General features: G+C 59.8%; 15 protein-coding genes. 13 read left to right on the forward strand and 2 right to left on the reverse strand.

What is annotated here, in order from left to right:
* Positions 1-5: 5 nt before the first annotated feature.
* The 8 genes from HMPREF2614_RS05455 (at position 6) to HMPREF2614_RS05490 (ending at position 8,629) form a co-directional block, all read left to right on the forward strand.
* Positions 6-836, forward strand: a complete 831-nt coding sequence (locus HMPREF2614_RS05455) for a sulfurtransferase (RefSeq protein WP_070560411.1) — start codon at positions 6-8, stop codon at positions 834-836.
* Between the two features lie 204 nt (positions 837-1,040).
* A complete protein-coding gene (locus HMPREF2614_RS05460; RefSeq protein WP_070560413.1) occupies positions 1,041-3,080 on the forward strand; it encodes a type III secretion system chaperone family protein in 2,040 nt (679 codons plus the stop codon).
* A 51-nt stretch (positions 3,081-3,131) separates the two neighbouring features.
* Positions 3,132-3,692, forward strand: a complete 561-nt coding sequence (gene pyrE, locus HMPREF2614_RS05465; RefSeq protein WP_070560416.1) for an orotate phosphoribosyltransferase — start codon at positions 3,132-3,134, stop codon at positions 3,690-3,692.
* A gap of 100 nt (positions 3,693-3,792) precedes the next feature.
* Positions 3,793-4,638 (forward strand): lysoplasmalogenase family protein, encoded by an 846-nt coding sequence (locus tag HMPREF2614_RS05470; protein ID WP_049181101.1) that lies wholly within the window; start codon positions 3,793-3,795, stop codon positions 4,636-4,638.
* Positions 4,625-5,296: a TrmH family RNA methyltransferase gene (locus tag HMPREF2614_RS05475; protein WP_038626765.1), complete on the forward strand. Its 672-nt coding sequence runs from the start codon at positions 4,625-4,627 to the stop codon at positions 5,294-5,296. Before HMPREF2614_RS05470 ends, HMPREF2614_RS05475 begins: the two co-directional genes overlap by 14 nt.
* Before the next feature lie 70 nt (positions 5,297-5,366).
* Positions 5,367-6,584: a glycoside hydrolase family 76 protein gene (locus HMPREF2614_RS05480; RefSeq protein WP_005510131.1), complete on the forward strand. Its 1,218-nt coding sequence runs from the start codon at positions 5,367-5,369 to the stop codon at positions 6,582-6,584.
* A gap of 133 nt (positions 6,585-6,717) precedes the next feature.
* Complete coding sequence (locus HMPREF2614_RS05485) at positions 6,718-7,128, forward strand: DUF3151 domain-containing protein (protein ID WP_038626757.1); 411 nt, start codon at positions 6,718-6,720, stop codon at positions 7,126-7,128.
* Between the two features lie 97 nt (positions 7,129-7,225).
* A complete protein-coding gene (locus HMPREF2614_RS05490) occupies positions 7,226-8,629 on the forward strand; it encodes an FUSC family protein (RefSeq protein WP_038629203.1) in 1,404 nt (467 codons plus the stop codon).
* Positions 8,630-8,716: 87 nt separating this feature from the next.
* Here the strand turns inward: HMPREF2614_RS05490 and HMPREF2614_RS05495 are convergent, their stop codons facing one another.
* The gene (locus tag HMPREF2614_RS05495; RefSeq protein WP_070560418.1) at positions 8,717-9,409 is read right to left on the reverse strand and encodes a DUF1707 SHOCT-like domain-containing protein; all 693 of its coding nucleotides are present in this window, start codon (positions 9,407-9,409) and stop codon (positions 8,717-8,719) included.
* 128 nt (positions 9,410-9,537) lie between these two features.
* Complete coding sequence (locus HMPREF2614_RS05500; protein WP_224792239.1) at positions 9,538-10,482, reverse strand: hypothetical protein; 945 nt, start codon at positions 10,480-10,482, stop codon at positions 9,538-9,540.
* A gap of 51 nt (positions 10,483-10,533) precedes the next feature.
* Between HMPREF2614_RS05500 and HMPREF2614_RS05505 the strand changes: the two genes are divergently transcribed.
* The 5 genes from HMPREF2614_RS05505 (at position 10,534) to HMPREF2614_RS05525 (ending at position 16,057) form a co-directional block, all read left to right on the forward strand.
* Positions 10,534-11,823, forward strand: a complete 1,290-nt coding sequence (locus tag HMPREF2614_RS05505; RefSeq protein ID WP_016421542.1) for an adenylosuccinate synthase — start codon at positions 10,534-10,536, stop codon at positions 11,821-11,823.
* 257 nt (positions 11,824-12,080) lie between these two features.
* The gene (locus tag HMPREF2614_RS05510; RefSeq protein WP_070560562.1) at positions 12,081-12,665 is read left to right on the forward strand and encodes an LppP/LprE family lipoprotein; all 585 of its coding nucleotides are present in this window, start codon (positions 12,081-12,083) and stop codon (positions 12,663-12,665) included.
* Positions 12,666-12,828: 163 nt separating this feature from the next.
* Positions 12,829-13,467: an LppP/LprE family lipoprotein gene (locus HMPREF2614_RS05515; RefSeq protein ID WP_049181104.1), complete on the forward strand. Its 639-nt coding sequence runs from the start codon at positions 12,829-12,831 to the stop codon at positions 13,465-13,467.
* A gap of 205 nt (positions 13,468-13,672) precedes the next feature.
* Complete coding sequence (locus tag HMPREF2614_RS05520; protein WP_038626746.1) at positions 13,673-14,929, forward strand: glycerophosphodiester phosphodiesterase family protein; 1,257 nt, start codon at positions 13,673-13,675, stop codon at positions 14,927-14,929.
* Positions 14,930-15,025: 96 nt separating this feature from the next.
* Positions 15,026-16,057 carry a nucleoside hydrolase gene (locus HMPREF2614_RS05525; RefSeq protein WP_070432063.1) on the forward strand — a complete coding sequence of 344 codons (1,032 nt, stop codon included), beginning with the start codon at positions 15,026-15,028 and terminating at the stop codon, positions 16,055-16,057.
* The last annotated feature ends 14 nt before the right edge of the window (positions 16,058-16,071 follow it).

A 16,071-nucleotide genomic window follows, 5' to 3' on the forward strand; every position in this document is an offset into this window, starting at 1 on the left:
GGATTATGACAACATCCATCTCGGTACAAGAGCTTCGTGACAAGATTGCCGGTGGCGGTCGCATCGTCGTCGTTGACGCACGCTGGTCGCGCGCTAAAAAACCATATGACTCCTACGCTACGGCTCACATCCCTCTGGCCGTGTTTTGTGATCCCGAGTTGGATCTAGCGGGTGTTCCCAGCCGAGAAGCTGGTCGCAACCCGCTGCCGGATATCGAGCGTGTGCGCGATGCCGTCCGTCGTTGGGGAGTCCGCTCGGAGCATCTGGTGATCGTCTACGACGCGGGCGATGGGCTGTTCGCGTCACGTGCTTGGTGGATTCTGCGCTGGGCGGGTCTGGAGAATGTGCGTGTCCTCACCGGCGGGTTAGCTGCTTGGGAAGCAGATGGAAACGAGACTGCCTTCGGTCCCGGCAATCTGCCGCAGCCTGGAACGATTGCGGTGAGCGAGGGCAATATGCCTGTTGCCAGCCTCGACGACGTACGCACCTGGTCTGAACGTGGAATTTTGGTGGATGCGCGTGAGCCCAGCCGCTTTGAAGGTCGCAGTGAGCGCGTCGATCTGCAGGCAGGTCACATCCCGGGCGCCGTGAACCTGGCGGCTCGCAGTCTGCAAAATGCCGACGGCTCCTTCCTGCCTGTTGAGCAGCTCCGTGAGCGCTTTGCCTCCGTCGGTATCGAAGCCGGTCGTAATGTAGCGGTCTACTCCGGTTCCGGTCTTCATTCCTCACTGTTCATTCAGGCCATGGAAGAAGCGGGCATTACTGACGCCTCGCTGTATGTCGGAGGCTGGTCCCAGTGGGCTGGCAATCCGAGCCTGCCTATCGTCCGTTTCTAAGCGGCGCCGGACTCGCATGTGTCCGGGGCAGGGCGACCCTCCAGGGAACCCCTGATGTGTCGTCCATGTGGATATTTCCCCTCGCCCTTACGGTTCTAGAGAGTCCTGTACGCTCTCGCCTCGGGCATTGGCATTGCGCCAGACGGGGGACGGCATATTGTCGCTGACCAAATAGAACGGCTTCTGGCTTAAGCTAGGAGATTAATGATTCCCCTAGTATTCACCCTCGCAGCGATCCTCATCATCGCCGCAGTCGCGCTGTTCGTTGTCGACCGCCGCCGTCGCAGCACAAGTGAGACTGCTGTGGCGTCTCCTTCGTCGCCATCGCTTTACGACGAGCCCTCGGACTCCGCCGGCGAAGTAACCGGTGTGGCGGCAGAAGATGTTGTGCCCGAACAGCCGGATTCTTCAGAGCAGGGCAGCTCTGAGACAGCTTCTGTGGTGAGACCGAATGTCGCAGCTGGCGCTGACTCTGAGGTTGTCGCTGAGACTGATGGTGCCGCTGAAGTTGACTCTGAAACTGAGTTTTCGACGATAGAACTGGGTACTTCAGCTGGGCAAATGATGCCGGCGGAGCCTGAATCTGTCTCGGGAATCGAATCGGCGGCCCCTGCTGAAATGTCCGAAGCAACAGAAAACTCGGGGGCTTCCGAAACATCGGGAACAGCAGCTGACCTGAATGCGGGAACGGACGGGACTCTCCGAAGTGACGCGGAGTCCGGCGCGGAGTTTGGCACAGGGGCTGGCGCGGAGTCAGCCGAGTCAGTGACTGCCGAAGATACTGATACCGTGGATGAGCCCGAGACAGGTTTAGTGGGCGACACCAGTGCCACAGAGGCCAACAGCACCACCGCTGCTGACGCTCGCACTGGAACTGTTGACGGTACAGAATTCCAGGCTGCGTCGGTCGAAAATACCGAGACCGGCGAAGTGCCGCAATCATCCGATTTTGCGGCGCACGCCCAGGCCACTCAGGTCACCCAACCCGCCCAGCCCACAGAGCCCACCCAGCGCGCGCAACCGCAGCGCGCCCAGCAGAAGTCAGTGGCTCCTGTCCGTCGACGTATCAGCGGTCGCCGGGTGCGTCACTTGCGGAAGGCCTGGGCGCAGGAACGTAATTCTGTCTACAACCGTGTGGACCATGAGCTGCCGTCGTACTGGCAGCGCACGCCAGACGGCGATGCCAAGGCCGTGGTCTCCGGTTTCGCCTTTGGCCGGGAAATGCACCTCGCCGATGTCGGTGGCATCACCACCATCGCCATCCGCCGCTCTGTATCCAGCGATGAGGTTTTCGAGCTGCGCCGCAGCGGCGGCACGACGCTGCCTCACGTAGCCACCGAAGCCGGCCTGGTAGTCGCAGCTACCGACCCAGAGCTCATTCATCGCATCTTCGACGACCGTGCAACCCGCATACTTGCCGACGTGCACCCGGCCATTACCCGCATGTGGTCCGAAAACTCCTGGTCCTTGGCTCAGCTGATTGATAATTCAGTGCCAGAGGACTGGGACGGTGCACTGGCATCGCTGTCGGACTTCTCCGACATTGCGCGCAGGTTGCCACCGGCGGAAGGCGAAACTGTCGCTCCGGACACAAATCAGTGGGATCCCACTCGTTTGCAGCTCACCGAGCAGTCCGTTGACTCTGGTTCCTTGATTTCGGATGGAACCGGGCGTGGGCACTTGCACGCGGTACCAGACCAGCGTCGCAACGGTTCTGCTAACCACGAATCGCAGGATCTCAGCTCACAGAACGGGCATGCCCAGAGTCACAGCGCGCAGAATAGCAAGGGCGAAGAGCCGCTGGACGTTGAGGAAATTGTTTACGCAGATTCTCCTTCGTCCTCGTCTGCTGCCACCGTGGATGCAACCACGGATGATTCGCAGTGGTCGTCGCAAAGCAATGCACAACCCACGGTGGTGCAGGCGATTGACGGCTCGTCGTGGCGCCCTACGCGGGATATACCGCTTGATCCGACGGCGCTGCCTTCGCGGTCAACGGCACGAAAGATGGGGGCAAACGTTGGTGAGTCGGAGGACATTGGGGATTCTGGCCAGCAGATTCCTGCGCTTGGTGAGGATCCCGAACATAGCCGAATGCGCTCGAGCCGGGGACGTGTAGTGCGATCAAATGTGAAGCCCGCCAGTATTTTTACCGACGCCGCCCCAGACCTCGACAGCAGCGACAACCCCACCGAATCTGTATCCGAGGACAAAGGCGCAACCCCTGATTCCGCGGACGAGTAGAACCAGACATATCCTTGAGCACACAGTCGTTTATTTAGGAGACAACCTCAGATGAGCACCCACACGAGCAATGTCAATCAGGAGAAGCTGCAGCGTTTGGCCGAGCTGGTCAAGGAGCTGGCGGTTGTCCATGGCAAGGTCACGCTGTCGTCTGGACGTGAGGCTGACTACTACGTTGACCTGCGCCGCGCCACCCTACATCATGAGGCCTCGCGCCTGATTGGTTCCCTGCTACGGGAGCTCACTGCCGACTGGGACTACGCGCACGTCGGTGGTCTGACGCTTGGCGCGGACCCGGTGGCCACCTCTGTCATGCACGCCGAAGGACGTCCGATTGATGCCTTCGTAGTACGCAAGGAAGCCAAGAAGCACGGCATGCAGCGCCGCATTGAGGGGCCGGACATTGTGGGCAAGAAGGTCCTGGTTGTTGAGGACACCACTACGACGGGCAACTCGCCGCTGACGGCCGTAGCTGCCCTACGCGAGGCCGACGCCGAGGTTGTCGGTGTAGCCACTGTGGTTGACCGCGCGACGGGCGCCGACGAGGTCATCAAGGGTGAAGGCCTGGAGTACCGTTACCTGCTCGGTTTGGATGACTTGGGCCTGGCCTAAGAATCTGAGCGCTAGAGCTTTTACCGAGCCTCACTCAACTCACTGAGCCTCACCCAGCTCACCCGCCCCAACGCAGTCCCACGAAAAGAGGAACATCCCCATGACTACCAAGCGTGCAGGACTCTTGTCCAAGCTCACTACGACCAAACTCCCCGGCACCAAGGAAACCGTCGCTGACATGTTTGTGCGTCGCACGGGCGAGGGCCTCGGCGCACTCACCGGTATCGCCAGCGCGAGCTCCGACACCCGCCGTGCCCCGGAACGCGCCGGCTACATTGCCGCCAGTGCGGTCAACGTTGTCTCCAGCGCCTTCGGCTGGGAGACTCCACGTCGAGTTTCCAAGACTGTCCTCATGCCACTGTTAGCGGCCAATGTTTGGCGCCGTCGCCACGAGACGTCTCGCTTCACGACGACCACCCTGCTCATCGGCCTCGCCGGCGGTTGGTTGGGCGACTTGATTCTCATGCCGAACAAGCCGAACCTGAACCGCGGTTCTGTGCCGTTCGCAGTTAACCAGGTTGCCTACCACGTGCTGCTGTGGCGTGCCGGAGCTCGCATTAGCGCGCTGCGTGCTGCCATTCGCTTCCCACTGTGGGCTGGTTCGGTACCGCTGGTCGGTGCTGTAAAGCCAGAGGCGCTGCCCGCTGCAGTTGGATACGGTCCGCTGCTGGCCGTGACTTCTGCACTGGCCGATGACCCGGTACTGCTGGAGGGGGCCGGTGCTGTCGGAACTGATGAGCAGACCGGCCTGCCGATTGCCGATGCCACCTACGGCCTAGGTCACGGTGGCAACCTGTTCCTTATCTCCGACACGCTACTGATGGCTCGAAAGATGTTTGCGGAGGAGGGCGTCGTCGGCAAGCTTCTGAATGCTGCAGTGATGGACACCTACACCATGGCGCAGTTGTTCCTGGTCGAGGGGCTGTTGACTCTTGACCGCGCCTGAGCCCGGGAAGGGGCCGACGGAGTGGTTTGAGGCTCGTGTCGGGGTGGGGCCGTGGGAGCAGGAGCACCCGAACGAACCTCGGCCGACCGGCCCAGAATACGATGAGCAGCTTTTGGATGAGGGCGACCGACGCAATGTCGTCGATGCTTACCGCTACTGGACGATGGAGGCTATCGTCGCGGAGCTGGATAAGCGTCGTCATCCGTTGCACATCGCCATCGAGAATTTTGAGAATGACTCCAACATCGGCACCGTGGTACGCACCGCAAATGCCTTCCTGGTGGAGGCCGTGCACATCGTGGGGCGCAAGCGTTGGAATCGTCGCGGCGCGATGGTGACTGACCGCTACCAGCACTTGCTGCACCACGAGACGGTGTCGGAGGTCATTAGCTGGGCGCGCGAGCATGACCTGGCTGTGGTGGCCGTGGACAACGTGCCGGGCTCCGTACCCATCGAAACCGTTGAGTTGCCCGAGCGTTGTCTTTTGCTCTTCGGCCAGGAGGGGCCGGGAGTGACTGAAGAAGCACAGCAGGCGGCGGACCTGACGGTGTCGATTGCCCAATTTGGATCGACGCGTTCGATAAATGCGGGGGTAGCGGCGGGTATTGCCATGCACTCTTGGATTCGTACTCATGCAGACATCACCGCGGCCTGGTAATTGTCTGCTTAGGTGTTTTATTTCGAAAGGCTGTTTTAGAGCTGTTTCACAGCCGTTTTAAGGAGAGCCAGTGGTTCTAAAAATGTCGCGTCCGGAGGCCGAAACGTGGGCCTATCGCGCGGACGTGGCTGAGCAGGCGATTCGCAACCGTCATGCGGCGAAGCTGTGGGGTCTTCCGGGCACGAATCTGGCAATGGCTTCCTGGCCCGCGCCGCTGCGACATAAGGTCTTCATCAACTGGCATTACTGGTGGCAGGCGCAGTATCTCGACTGTCTGGTAGACGCAGCCAAGCGCGTGCCCTCTAAGGAGAAGTACCGCGCTATCCGCCAGACCACTCGGGGTATCCGCATTCGCAACCTCACGCTGCTGACCAAGAACAAGTACTATGACGATCGCGCGTGGATGGCGTTGGCGCTCGGGCGTGCCGACGCTGTCCTCGGCGCATCGGTGCCCAAGAAGACGACAGCGCGGCTGATTTCATGCTTGGGCGATGGTCGGCAGGAGTCCACGGGTGTGCTGCCGTGGCGTGAGCAGGACCTCTTTTTCAACGTCCCCTCGAACGGTCCTGCAGCCATCGCTCTGGCCCGGGCTGGTCGTATCAAGGAGGCAGAGGAACTTATCGACTGGGTTTACGCCAACCTTTTGGCGGACTCAGGTCTGCTCTACGACGGCATTCGCTTGTCCATGGCAGGTGCCGTGGTGCAGAAGGGCATGTTTACGTACAACCAGGGTGTCATGATTGGCGCTTGTCTTGAAGTGGGACTTGCGCTTCGGGCGCACGGCCAGCGTGAGCAGGCGACGAAGTATTTCACGCGCGTGCAAAACCTCATCCACGCGGTGGCAAAGGATTTGGCGACCACCGACAATGTCATCGCCGGTGCCGGTGGCGGCGATGGTGGTCTGTTCAACGGCATCCTCGTGCGATACCTCGCCGATGCGGCGGTGCGTTTGCCTGGAGACAATCGCATGAATCGCGCGGCAGCCCGCATTGCTCGCCGACTGGTTCTGGCGTCGGGGGAAAAGTGCTGGTACCACCGCCTCGAGGTCGATGGCCTGCCGCTTTTCCCCGCAGATTGGAACGACAATGCTCAGTTCCCACAGGGCGGTTCGGTTGCGCAATCAGTCGGTGGCGCGGTTCGCGGTTCGGCGATTAAGGAGCGTGACCTCTCTGTCCAGCTGTCGGGTTGGATGCTGATGGAAGCATGTGCCCGAGTGGCCGATTTTGTTGCGACCAAGCTGGAAAATGGTGAGTCGTTGGATTCGACGAAGCCGAGCTGCCCGGAGTAGTCGGGGAACGCTAGTTGGTCGTCATCTGGCGCTTGCCGACTTTGTACCACCACGCTGTGCCCGCCCCTTACCAACAGAGAGTCGCATGCCTAGATCCTGCCATCGGCACGTCATGCCTGGCACAATAGGACGCATGAAACTCAATGACATGATGGCTCCTGCTCCCGTGAAGCTCCCCGTTCTTGACGAGGCCGTTGCTGCCCGCAACGGTGGCGCAAGCCCGGAGGCCGTGGTTCGCGCATGCCCGCGCGATTCCCAGGCGTGGGCAGACTTGGCTGAAAGTGCCTTGTCCGAAGGTCAGGAGATTCAGGCCTATGCCTTCGCCCGCACTGGTTACCACCGCGGTCTGGACCTGCTGCGCGGAAACGGCTGGAAGGGGTTCGGAGCGATTCCATGGGAGCACGAGCCCAATCGTGGTGTGCTCCGCGCCTTCGCGGCGTTGGCTAAGGCTGCTAAGGCTATCGGCGAGGATGATGAATTCGGTCGCATGATGGCGTTGCTGCGTGACAGTGATGAATCCGCGCTGCCAGAGTTGGGTCTTTAATCGTGCACAGAGATTCAGCGAGCGCATAAAAGTGCACAACAGCACATCGGGTACATAAAAAGTGCACAGTTTTTCATATGAGGATGGTGACTTCGGCATGGCTGGCATCGCTGGTGGGGAAGATAAGGATGCCGCAGCTGCCAGGGATCTTGAGGACATTGCTCCCGCGCATGTCGGCGATCTCGTCGAAGCTAAGGAAACGCAATTCGTCGAGGATAATCCGCGCCCGGATTTCCAAGATTTTCGCAATACGTACCTACATCCGGCCTCCCGCGCAGCAAACAAGCTGCGTCAGAAAGTGAGGCCCCGCACGCGTTTCCTCCATGCCGTTGCCCGTGTGCGCTCCCGCTGGATGCTTATTGTCCAGGCGACGCTAGCCGCCGGGTTGGCCTACTGGTTCGCGCTTGAGGTACTGGGGCACCCCAACCCGTTCTTCGCGCCGATGGCCGCTTTCATCAGCCTCAATGTGATGACCGCAGGTCCTCGCCTGAAGCACTCTGTTGAGTTGGTGCTCGGTGCCTCGCTGGGAGTCGGCATTGGTGATGTGATTATCTCCATCCTCGGCTCGGGTATTTGGCAGCTGACCGTCGGTGTGTTTGTCGCCATGATCATCGGCGTGTTTGTCGGTCGAGGCCCGCTTGTGGTGAACCAAGCGGCATCTTCAGCCGTGCTCATCGCCACCATTATTCCGCCGGGCACCGCTGGTTCTTATTACCGAATGATCGATGCTCTCGTCGGTGGTGTGGTGGGCATTATTGTGCTCATGGTATTGCCGCGAAGCCCGCTGGCGGGTGCTCGCCGCAAGGTGGCCAAGGTCCTCGACATGGGTGCAGACGTACTTTATGACATCGGCATCGGCATGAAAGAGGGCGACACCGATCGCATCCGCACCGCACTGAGCGTGGTTCGCTCCATGCAGGCGCAGGTCTCGCTGATGGACCGCACCGTTGCCGACGCGGGCGAGCAGGTCCGCATCTCCCCGTTGCTCTGGCGCTCCCGGGATCGAATCCACTCGCTGTCACGCATGGTTCATCCTGTCGACAACGCCATGCGCAACATCCGTGTGCTCGCGCGTCGCGCTATCACAGCCCGGGAGGACCACATCGACTTCTCGCCCGAACTGTGTGGGCTTGTTCTCGGCGTATCTGAAGGCACGCGCCTGGTCAGTCATGTGCTTGACGACGAAGCCGCCGTGCGCCGAATCCCAGAGTGGGGCGAGTTGCCTTTCGAATCCGGCGACATCGCTATCGTCCAGCTTTCCGAGGGATCCGGAGAGGTCAAGCTTGAAGATGTGGTTCGGTACTTGCGTCGTCTAGCAGCGAAAATGCACCCGCGCGTCATCGAGGACGCAACGCTATCGGAGCAGGTCGTGTTTGCGCAGTCCCGCTCATTGGTGGTGGACCTGTTGCAGGTGTGTGGCCTGTCCAGACGTTCAGCCGTGGCAACGCTGCCGCCGACGACGCCGTTCCCAGCAATGCCGCCGGAGGTATGGGACGAGTAGCCGGTGAGGAGTGGGCGAGTAGCGGCTCGCTAGGCGTCAGTCGGTTACTGCGGTACGCTCTACTGCCCCGTGCTACTGCAACCTGCTCTACTGCGGTACGCGCTTGACCTCGACGCCACCGAAAGCGACAAAGCCGCGCACAATAATCTTCGGAGCCTGTCCGGCGCCAGGAGCGGGTAGGTTGCGTCCCGGTTTTCCAGTAACATCCGTGCCGCCAAAGATGGGGAGCACGTCGACATCAACCTGGTAGTGGTCGGGGACAATGACGTCGACTCCACCGAAGGCGCAGCCAATGTTGACGACAGTGGTTTCCGCGGTCAGGATGGCCTCGCGGAAATCCAAGCCAGTCCCGCCGAAGGCCGCCACCGTGGTGTGCGTGGGAGCGCACGTCCAAGGGCCTCTCTTGTCGGTGCCGCCGAAGATGCCGATGGAGAGCTTCGAACCGGTTGCCGTGGCGGAGCTATCAATCCGAGCTGGCTGATGATCGTTGGCTGCATTCGGTGCCACTGAATGGTGCTCGTCCGGGACGCTGTGCAGGTTCGGGCGCAGGTTAGGGTTTGGGCGCGTATGTGGAGTCGGCTCGGCCAGGTTCGCGGGCAGCGACAAGTCCTGTGTCAATGCGGGCAACTCATCAATGTACGTTGCCTTTTGGGCTTTCTCGGTGCGCTCCTGCAGCTCCGCAAAGTCAATCTGGCCATCGCGGAATGCCCATTCCAAGCGTTCCAGCGCAGTGTGGCGGGCTTGGTCGCCAGCGCGTAACCGTGGGGTGTTGTCAGTCATGATGCTGTCCTATCGAGGAAGTGGCTTTAACATTCAAATGTTATCTGTACTCGAACTATCGCGCAGGCCACTTTCATGCAGGCCACTTTCTCGCAGACAGACCGTGGCTATTGCCCCCCCCGACGCAGTTAGTGCACAATCTGCAAGTCGCGGAGGTGTCGGTACAGAGTTGTTTTCTCGCGCGGCTTTCGCGACTCTACGCCATCGCGTACGTAACGGAAGCTCAGGCCACCAACTTGAACTGCCCGACCCGTCATCGGGCGGTGCAGCTCGCGGGACGGGGCTTCTTTCGCTTTACGACGGCCACCGCGACCCAATCCGAGTCGGCTCAGCAGGCCTTTGTTGCCTCCATCCTCGTTACCGACTTCCGCGTCCGGCGCCGGAACTTCGGCCGCAACGATGCCCGGGGCGTCGGGGGTAGGGCGAATCTGCAGGCCGGTGGATGTGCCGGAGAACATCTGATGCTCGTCGACATAGACCTCGCCAGTAAACCCGTTTTCCGAGGACACTCCGGTAATTCCTGGCTCTGTCAGTAGGGCGTAACCAACAATTGCGTGCCCGGTGTCATCGCGGATCAGTGGCACTGGCATCGTCGGGCGTGTGAGCGCGGCCGTCGCATCGAGTCCTTCTCCTCCTTCGATGCCCCAGTTTTTGGCCGCGGTCGAGGGGGCGGTGGGGACATGTGCCAGTTCAATCCACAGGAGGTTCTTGCGCATCAGGTAGGTTGCCACGGCAGCCAGTGCCGCGTCGGTGCCAACGACCACAATTCGCAACGGCTCGCTCGGCTTTTGCGGAGCGGGTTGCGGAACGCCTAAGTGGTCGACCTTTTTCTGCTTGGAGATTTCCTCCGGCGTCGGTGCTGTATCGATAGGCAGTACGTCCTTGGCCAGGTCGTCGATGAAAGCCAGCTCCTTGCGGGCGGGGATCATCGCGACGTCGTGAAGCGCATAGGCGGGTAGTGCCGGAGTAGCTGGTGCTGATGGTGCGGACGGTGCTGATATAGACCATGATTGGCGGAGCAATTGGGAAAACGCGGGTACATCGGGGCCACACTGCAGCACAACAATACGCATAGGACTACACTCTAATGCGTCGTCTGCAATCCCAGGAGTTGAAGTAGGACTATGGCCGCAATCATTATCGTCGGTGCCCAGTGGGGCGACGAGGGCAAGGGCAAGGCAACCGATATTCTCGGTGGCCGCGTTGACTACGTCGTCAAGCCCAACGGTGGCAATAACGCCGGCCACACCGTTGTCGTCGGCGGTGAGAAGTACGAGCTGAAGCTGCTTCCGGCGGGTGTGCTGTCGGAAAACGCTGTGCCGATTATCGGTAATGGCTGTGTGGTCAACCTCGAGGCGCTTTTCGACGAGATTGATGGCCTTGAAGCTCGCGGTGCAAAGGCCTCCCGCCTGCGCGTTTCCGGCAATGCCCACATGGTTGCTCCGTACCACCAGACGCTGGACCGGGTGACCGAGCGCTTCCTGGGTAAGCGCGCTATCGGCACCACTGGCCGCGGTATTGGCCCGACGTACGCCGACAAGGTCGGCCGTACGGGCTTGCGTGTCCAGGACATTCTGGATGAGTCGATTCTGCGCCAGAAGATTGAGTCTTCGCTGGCTCAGAAGAACCAGATTCTGGTCAAGCTGTACAACCGTCGCGCCATCGATCCGGATGAGGTCTTTGATTACTTCATGGGCTTCGCCGACCGCCTGCGTCCGATGATTATCGACTCGGAGTTTGAGCTCAATCAGGCTTTGGATGCCGGCAAGCACGTCCTCATGGAGGGCGGCCAGGCCACCATGCTCGACGTCGACCACGGCACCTACCCGTTCGTGACCTCCTCGAACCCAACCGCTGGTGGTGCTTGCGTGGGCACCGGTATCGGCCCGACGAAGATCACTTCGGTGCTGGGCATCATGAAGGCCTACACCACCCGCGTCGGTGCTGGCCCGTTCCCGACGGAGCTGTTCGACAAGTGGGGTGAGTACCTGCAGACCACCGGCGGTGAGGTCGGGGTCAACACCGGCCGTAAGCGCCGCTGTGGTTGGTACGACTCGGTGCTGGCTCGCTACGCCGCGCGCGTCAACGGTTTCACGGATCTGTTCATCACCAAGCTGGACGTCCTGACCGGTATCGGCGAGATTCCGATTTGTGTCGCTTACGACGTTGATGGCGTGCGCCACGACGAAATGCCACTCACCCAGTCGGAGTTCCACCACGCTGTCCCGATTTACGAGACCATGCCTGCGTGGGACGAAGACATCACTGGCTGCCGCACCTTCGATGAGCTGCCGGACAAGGCCAAGGATTACCTGAACCGCCTGGAGGAGCTCTCCGGCGCTCGCATTTCTTACATCGGTGTTGGCCCGGGTCGTGACCAGACCATCGTTGTTCACGACGTGCTGGACAACTAGCGCTGGACACTTAATCTGGAGGCAGTGGCGAACTAACCGGAAAATAGTCCCGCTTTCGACCCGGCTTTATCGAACTGTTAGATAAAAAATCTTCGGTGCCGAAACTGCTGGCTGCTGTAAAAAAGAACATTTGCTAACCACGAGAAGGCTCTGGGAATTGTCAGTTGACCCTGGCATCTCAGAGTCATTTTTGTATCGTAGGCCTCACCGCGTGGTCCAACGACAGAAGTCCAAACGACAGAAGGCGTGTGGTTTTCATGCAAAACACAGGACACCGAGTACAACGACTGGCAAGTTCCGCCGTGCTTTCCGGCGCGATGGTTTTCTCCGCAGTAGGTGGAGCAGTTGCAGCTCCTGCGGCTCAGGCGAAACCGGCTCCAGCACCGGCTCCAGCTCCGGCGCAGGTGGATAGCTGTACCCCGAACCCGGCTGCACCTGAAATCCAGGCGGCCCTGGATAAGGTCAACAGGGAGCGTCCGAACAACCATGATGGGTGGAAGTACACTGGCACCTCCAACTTCAGCCCGTGTAGCGATTTGAGCTTTGCTCTCGCAGATCAGGCCAAGCAGGGCAACGCTCAGTCCTCCACTGTGTTGTTGATGTTCCACAAGGGTGAGTTCATTGGTACGGACTCTGACCGGCCTCAGCACATCAACAAGGTGACGCCGACCCCTGATGGTAAGAACATTTCAGTCATCTACCACGACTGGGAGGCCCAGGAGGCCGCAGGTGCGCCGAACGCTGATGCGGTGGAGTTCACCTCTAATGTTCACTTCTTCTGGAACGGCGATCACGTCGTCCACGAGGGGAAGATTCCCGGCGGCGCGAAGCCCGCTTCCTAACGGCTCCCGAGAACTCTCGAGAGCTTTCGAGAATTCTTGGGCACTCTCGGGGACTCTTGAATTTTTCCAAGTAAACTCAATTCAGAGTCGGACATGAGAAAAGTAATGCTCCGCCGTAGCTAGGTGCTTGAGAAAACTTGAGAGAACAGAAGAGGTTCCAGCCATGAGTGGTCGTTCAGTTCGTCGCGGGTCGATGCTGGTTAGCGCGGCGGTCGCAGGTGTAGTGGCTTTGTCCGGTTGCTCCACTGATGAGACTGCAGCACCGACCTCTGCTCCTCAGGTAGATGAAGAAACGACCACCATCACTACGACCACCACTGTCGAGGATGACAGTGAAAGTGCAGATACCCCCAATCCGGATGTCGATGATAACGACACCGATGGGGGTTCTTCTGCGCCAATCCAGGAAGAGTCTTTCGAAGAAGCGGTTGCCGACCTGAACTCAATGGAAGGTGGCAATGGCAGCGGTTGGACAGTCACGGACAATACGAACTGGGATACCACCAGCGAGTTGACCTTTGCCTCAGCAGTACAGAATGAAATTACCCACTCAACTACCTCTGGTGCAGTGCTGCTGTTTCATAAGGGCGAGTACGTGGGTACCGCCGGTGGTCCGCAGACAATCAACTCGGTCGAAGGCGATGGCAAAACTGTGACCGTCAATTTCTTCGATGTCAATAAAATGATTGAAGACGGCGGTGCCTTCGCCTTTAAAGACCAGTACAACGCTCCCGTTACGTACTCCTGGGATGGGGTAGAAGTTGCTCAAGAAGGTGAGATTCCAAAGGCAGAGGGAAATTAATCTCTAACCCGTGCTCTCTCCAGATGCGAGTGCTGGCAAGCCGTTTTAAAGTAGTGGCGCAACACACAGATTTCACGTAGATTTCTGTGTTCCGTAAAATCTCCGACGGTAGTTTGTCGACACTGTGTTGTCGGTACTATGCCGTCGCTATGAAGTCGCTAACATAAGTCGCTAATACTAAGCCCAAAGAGGAAAATCACCGGCCATGTCTTCTCACAACTCATCTGACTCCATCCTTGACGAACGGACCGAGCAGAGAGAGCAGCCACAGAACTCACGTGCTCACGGCACACGCCGCGCAATTGCGGCCATTGCTATGGGTGCGTTTGCTATTTCTCCTATTGCAGCCTGCAGCAATGATGCGGACAACGACGCGGTGTCGTCGTCAAGCAGTACAAGCGCGGTTAGCACTACGGCGAGCGAAGAGAAGACCTTTGAAAAGCAGCAGGTCGCTGAGCTGAATGCGTCCGCGAATGTGCGGCCGGCTGCGATGGCTAAGTTGCCGGAGGGTTTTGATCTGCAGTCGCACCGTGGTGGTCGCGGTGAGTGGACGGAGGAGTCCAAGCAGGCGATGGCCAACTCGCTGGAGCTGGGCGTTACGACGTTGGAGCTGGACATCGTTCTGACGAAGGATGGCGTGCCTATGGTCTGGCACGATCCGGAGATCCAAGACGATAAGTGCTCGGACACCGAGCCAGTGACGGAGGGGGATCCGCAGTACCCGTACGTCGGCAAGCTCGTGCATGACCTCACCTATGAGCAGGTACAAACCCTGGTCTGCGACAAGAAGCTCGAGGACTTCCCGGATGCGGAGCCAATCAAGGGCAACAGGATGATGACCCTGCCGGAGCTGTTCGAGCTAACTAAGGACAACCAGGACATCCACTTCAACATTGAGACCAAGATTGAGGGCGAAAAGCGCGCTGACTCGGCAGAACCACAGGAGTTCGTCGATGTGATTCTCGACGAGATTGACCGCGCGGGTGTGGCTGATCGAGTGATGATTCAGTCCTTCGATTGGCGCTCGCTGCCGCTGGTCGCGGAACGGAACCCGGAGATTCCACTGGTCATGCTGTGGGACGAGACCACCTGGAAGAAGGATTCTCCTTGGATCGGCGATGTCAATTACGACGAGGTCGATGGCGACATTATCGAGGCCGCCAAGCAGCTCGGCGTGCAGGTGCTCTCACCGACGCACAGCATTCCTTACGGCAAGACACCGTCGGATTCTGACTACCACCCGGTCGCCACGCCGGAGCTGATTTCCCGCGCACACGAGGCTGGCATGAAGGTGGTGCCGTGGACGGTGAATGAAAAGGAGACCATGCGCGAGCAGATTGCCGCTGGTGTCGATGGCATCATTACCGACTACCCGACGCGTCTGCGCGAGGTCTTGACCGAGCTGGCTATGCCGCTGCCGGAGTCCGCTCCGGTGGGTGATGCAGGGATGGCGACGAACTAGTAAATCCGGCTAGCACCCGCGAAAACTTGTCTGTATTCCTGTTTTGCCCGGGTTTAGCTCTGCGAGCCGAGCGTGTTTCGTGTCACACTTGACCTTATGACGCGTTTGAAAGTGCTTGCCGACGTTGACACGGGTATCGATGACAGTCTTGCTCTCGTCTACCTCGCGGGGTTGCATACCGCAGGCGAGATTGAGCTGGTGGGTGTGACCTGCGCAGGTGGTAACACCACTGCGGCATGGTCCGCTCGCAACACAAAATACATGTTGAATCTCTGCGGTTGTCCGGAGGTCCCGGTTGTCAGCGGTTTCGAGGGGCCCGCTGACCGTGAGCTGACTACCACGCCTGAGACTCATGGCCCGTACGGGCTGGGCTACAACCTGGCGCCACCGGCCGTCATCTACGAGCCGGGGCGCGGAGGAGCGACGGATCCGCTGGCGCTGTGGCGCCAGGTCATCGAGCAGGCGCGGTCGACGGGGGAGAAGGTGCACCTGCTGGTCACTGGCCCTATGACTACCTACGTGGCCGCTTTGAAGAAGTACCCAGAACTCATGCGGGAGCTCGACGGCGTAACCATTATGGGCGGTGCTGTGGAGTACCACGGTAACGTTACCGAGTTTGCGGAATGGAACTTCTGGGTCGACCCCACCGCGGTCACCGAGGTCTTCGGCACCGCGGGCGCTGTGGCAGTCGAGCGCCCGGAGGATGCCGTGCGCAGTATCGCCACCGCCGCAGGTGCGCCGGTGCCGACGTTGGTTCCACTCAATGTCACCGAGACCATCACTATCAGCGATGTTGAAATTGAGTCCTGGCGCGATGCCGGTATGAACCCGGAGCTGCTGCGTGTTCTGCGCCGTTCGCTGAAGTTCTACTTTGAGTTCCACCAGGGTGTGGGGGTCGGTTACAAGGCGCAGGTCCATGACCTCTTTGCTGCGATGGTGGCCGTCGGTGCGGTGACAGGGGAAGTGGAGAAGATGCGTCTCGTGGGCGTCGATAAGCGAACCTTTGCAGATGAGCCAGGACGCCGCGGTCAAGTGGTGGCAGACTCTGCCGGTGCTGAGGCGAACGTTGTCTTGGCTGCTGACCGGAGTGCGGCGCTGGTCGAGTTTGAGCGGGTGTTCCCGCGCTAGGTTCCCGCCCGTGC

Origin of the sequence: Corynebacterium sp. HMSC074C11, assembly GCF_001809455.1 — a bacterium.
GTDB lineage: Bacteria > Actinomycetota > Actinomycetes > Mycobacteriales > Mycobacteriaceae > Corynebacterium > Corynebacterium amycolatum.

Coding starts and splice junctions, on each gene's coding strand:
- HMPREF2614_RS05490 (WP_038629203.1), top strand. CDS start 7,226: ATGGCTGGCATCGCTGGTGGGGAAGATAAGGATGCCGCAGCTGCCAGG.
- HMPREF2614_RS05470 (WP_049181101.1), top strand. CDS start 3,793: ATGACTACCAAGCGTGCAGGACTCTTGTCCAAGCTCACTACGACCAAA.
- HMPREF2614_RS05500 (WP_224792239.1), bottom strand. CDS start 10,482: ATGCGTATTGTTGTGCTGCAGTGTGGCCCCGATGTACCCGCGTTTTCC.
- HMPREF2614_RS05510 (WP_070560562.1), top strand. CDS start 12,081: ATGCAAAACACAGGACACCGAGTACAACGACTGGCAAGTTCCGCCGTG.
- HMPREF2614_RS05505 (WP_016421542.1), top strand. CDS start 10,534: ATGGCCGCAATCATTATCGTCGGTGCCCAGTGGGGCGACGAGGGCAAG.
- HMPREF2614_RS05455 (WP_070560411.1), top strand. CDS start 6: ATGACAACATCCATCTCGGTACAAGAGCTTCGTGACAAGATTGCCGGT.
- HMPREF2614_RS05460 (WP_070560413.1), top strand. CDS start 1,041: ATGATTCCCCTAGTATTCACCCTCGCAGCGATCCTCATCATCGCCGCA.
- pyrE (WP_070560416.1), top strand. CDS start 3,132: ATGAGCACCCACACGAGCAATGTCAATCAGGAGAAGCTGCAGCGTTTG.
- HMPREF2614_RS05485 (WP_038626757.1), top strand. CDS start 6,718: ATGAAACTCAATGACATGATGGCTCCTGCTCCCGTGAAGCTCCCCGTT.
- HMPREF2614_RS05515 (WP_049181104.1), top strand. CDS start 12,829: ATGAGTGGTCGTTCAGTTCGTCGCGGGTCGATGCTGGTTAGCGCGGCG.
- HMPREF2614_RS05495 (WP_070560418.1), bottom strand. CDS start 9,409: ATGACTGACAACACCCCACGGTTACGCGCTGGCGACCAAGCCCGCCAC.
- HMPREF2614_RS05520 (WP_038626746.1), top strand. CDS start 13,673: ATGTCTTCTCACAACTCATCTGACTCCATCCTTGACGAACGGACCGAG.
- HMPREF2614_RS05525 (WP_070432063.1), top strand. CDS start 15,026: ATGACGCGTTTGAAAGTGCTTGCCGACGTTGACACGGGTATCGATGAC.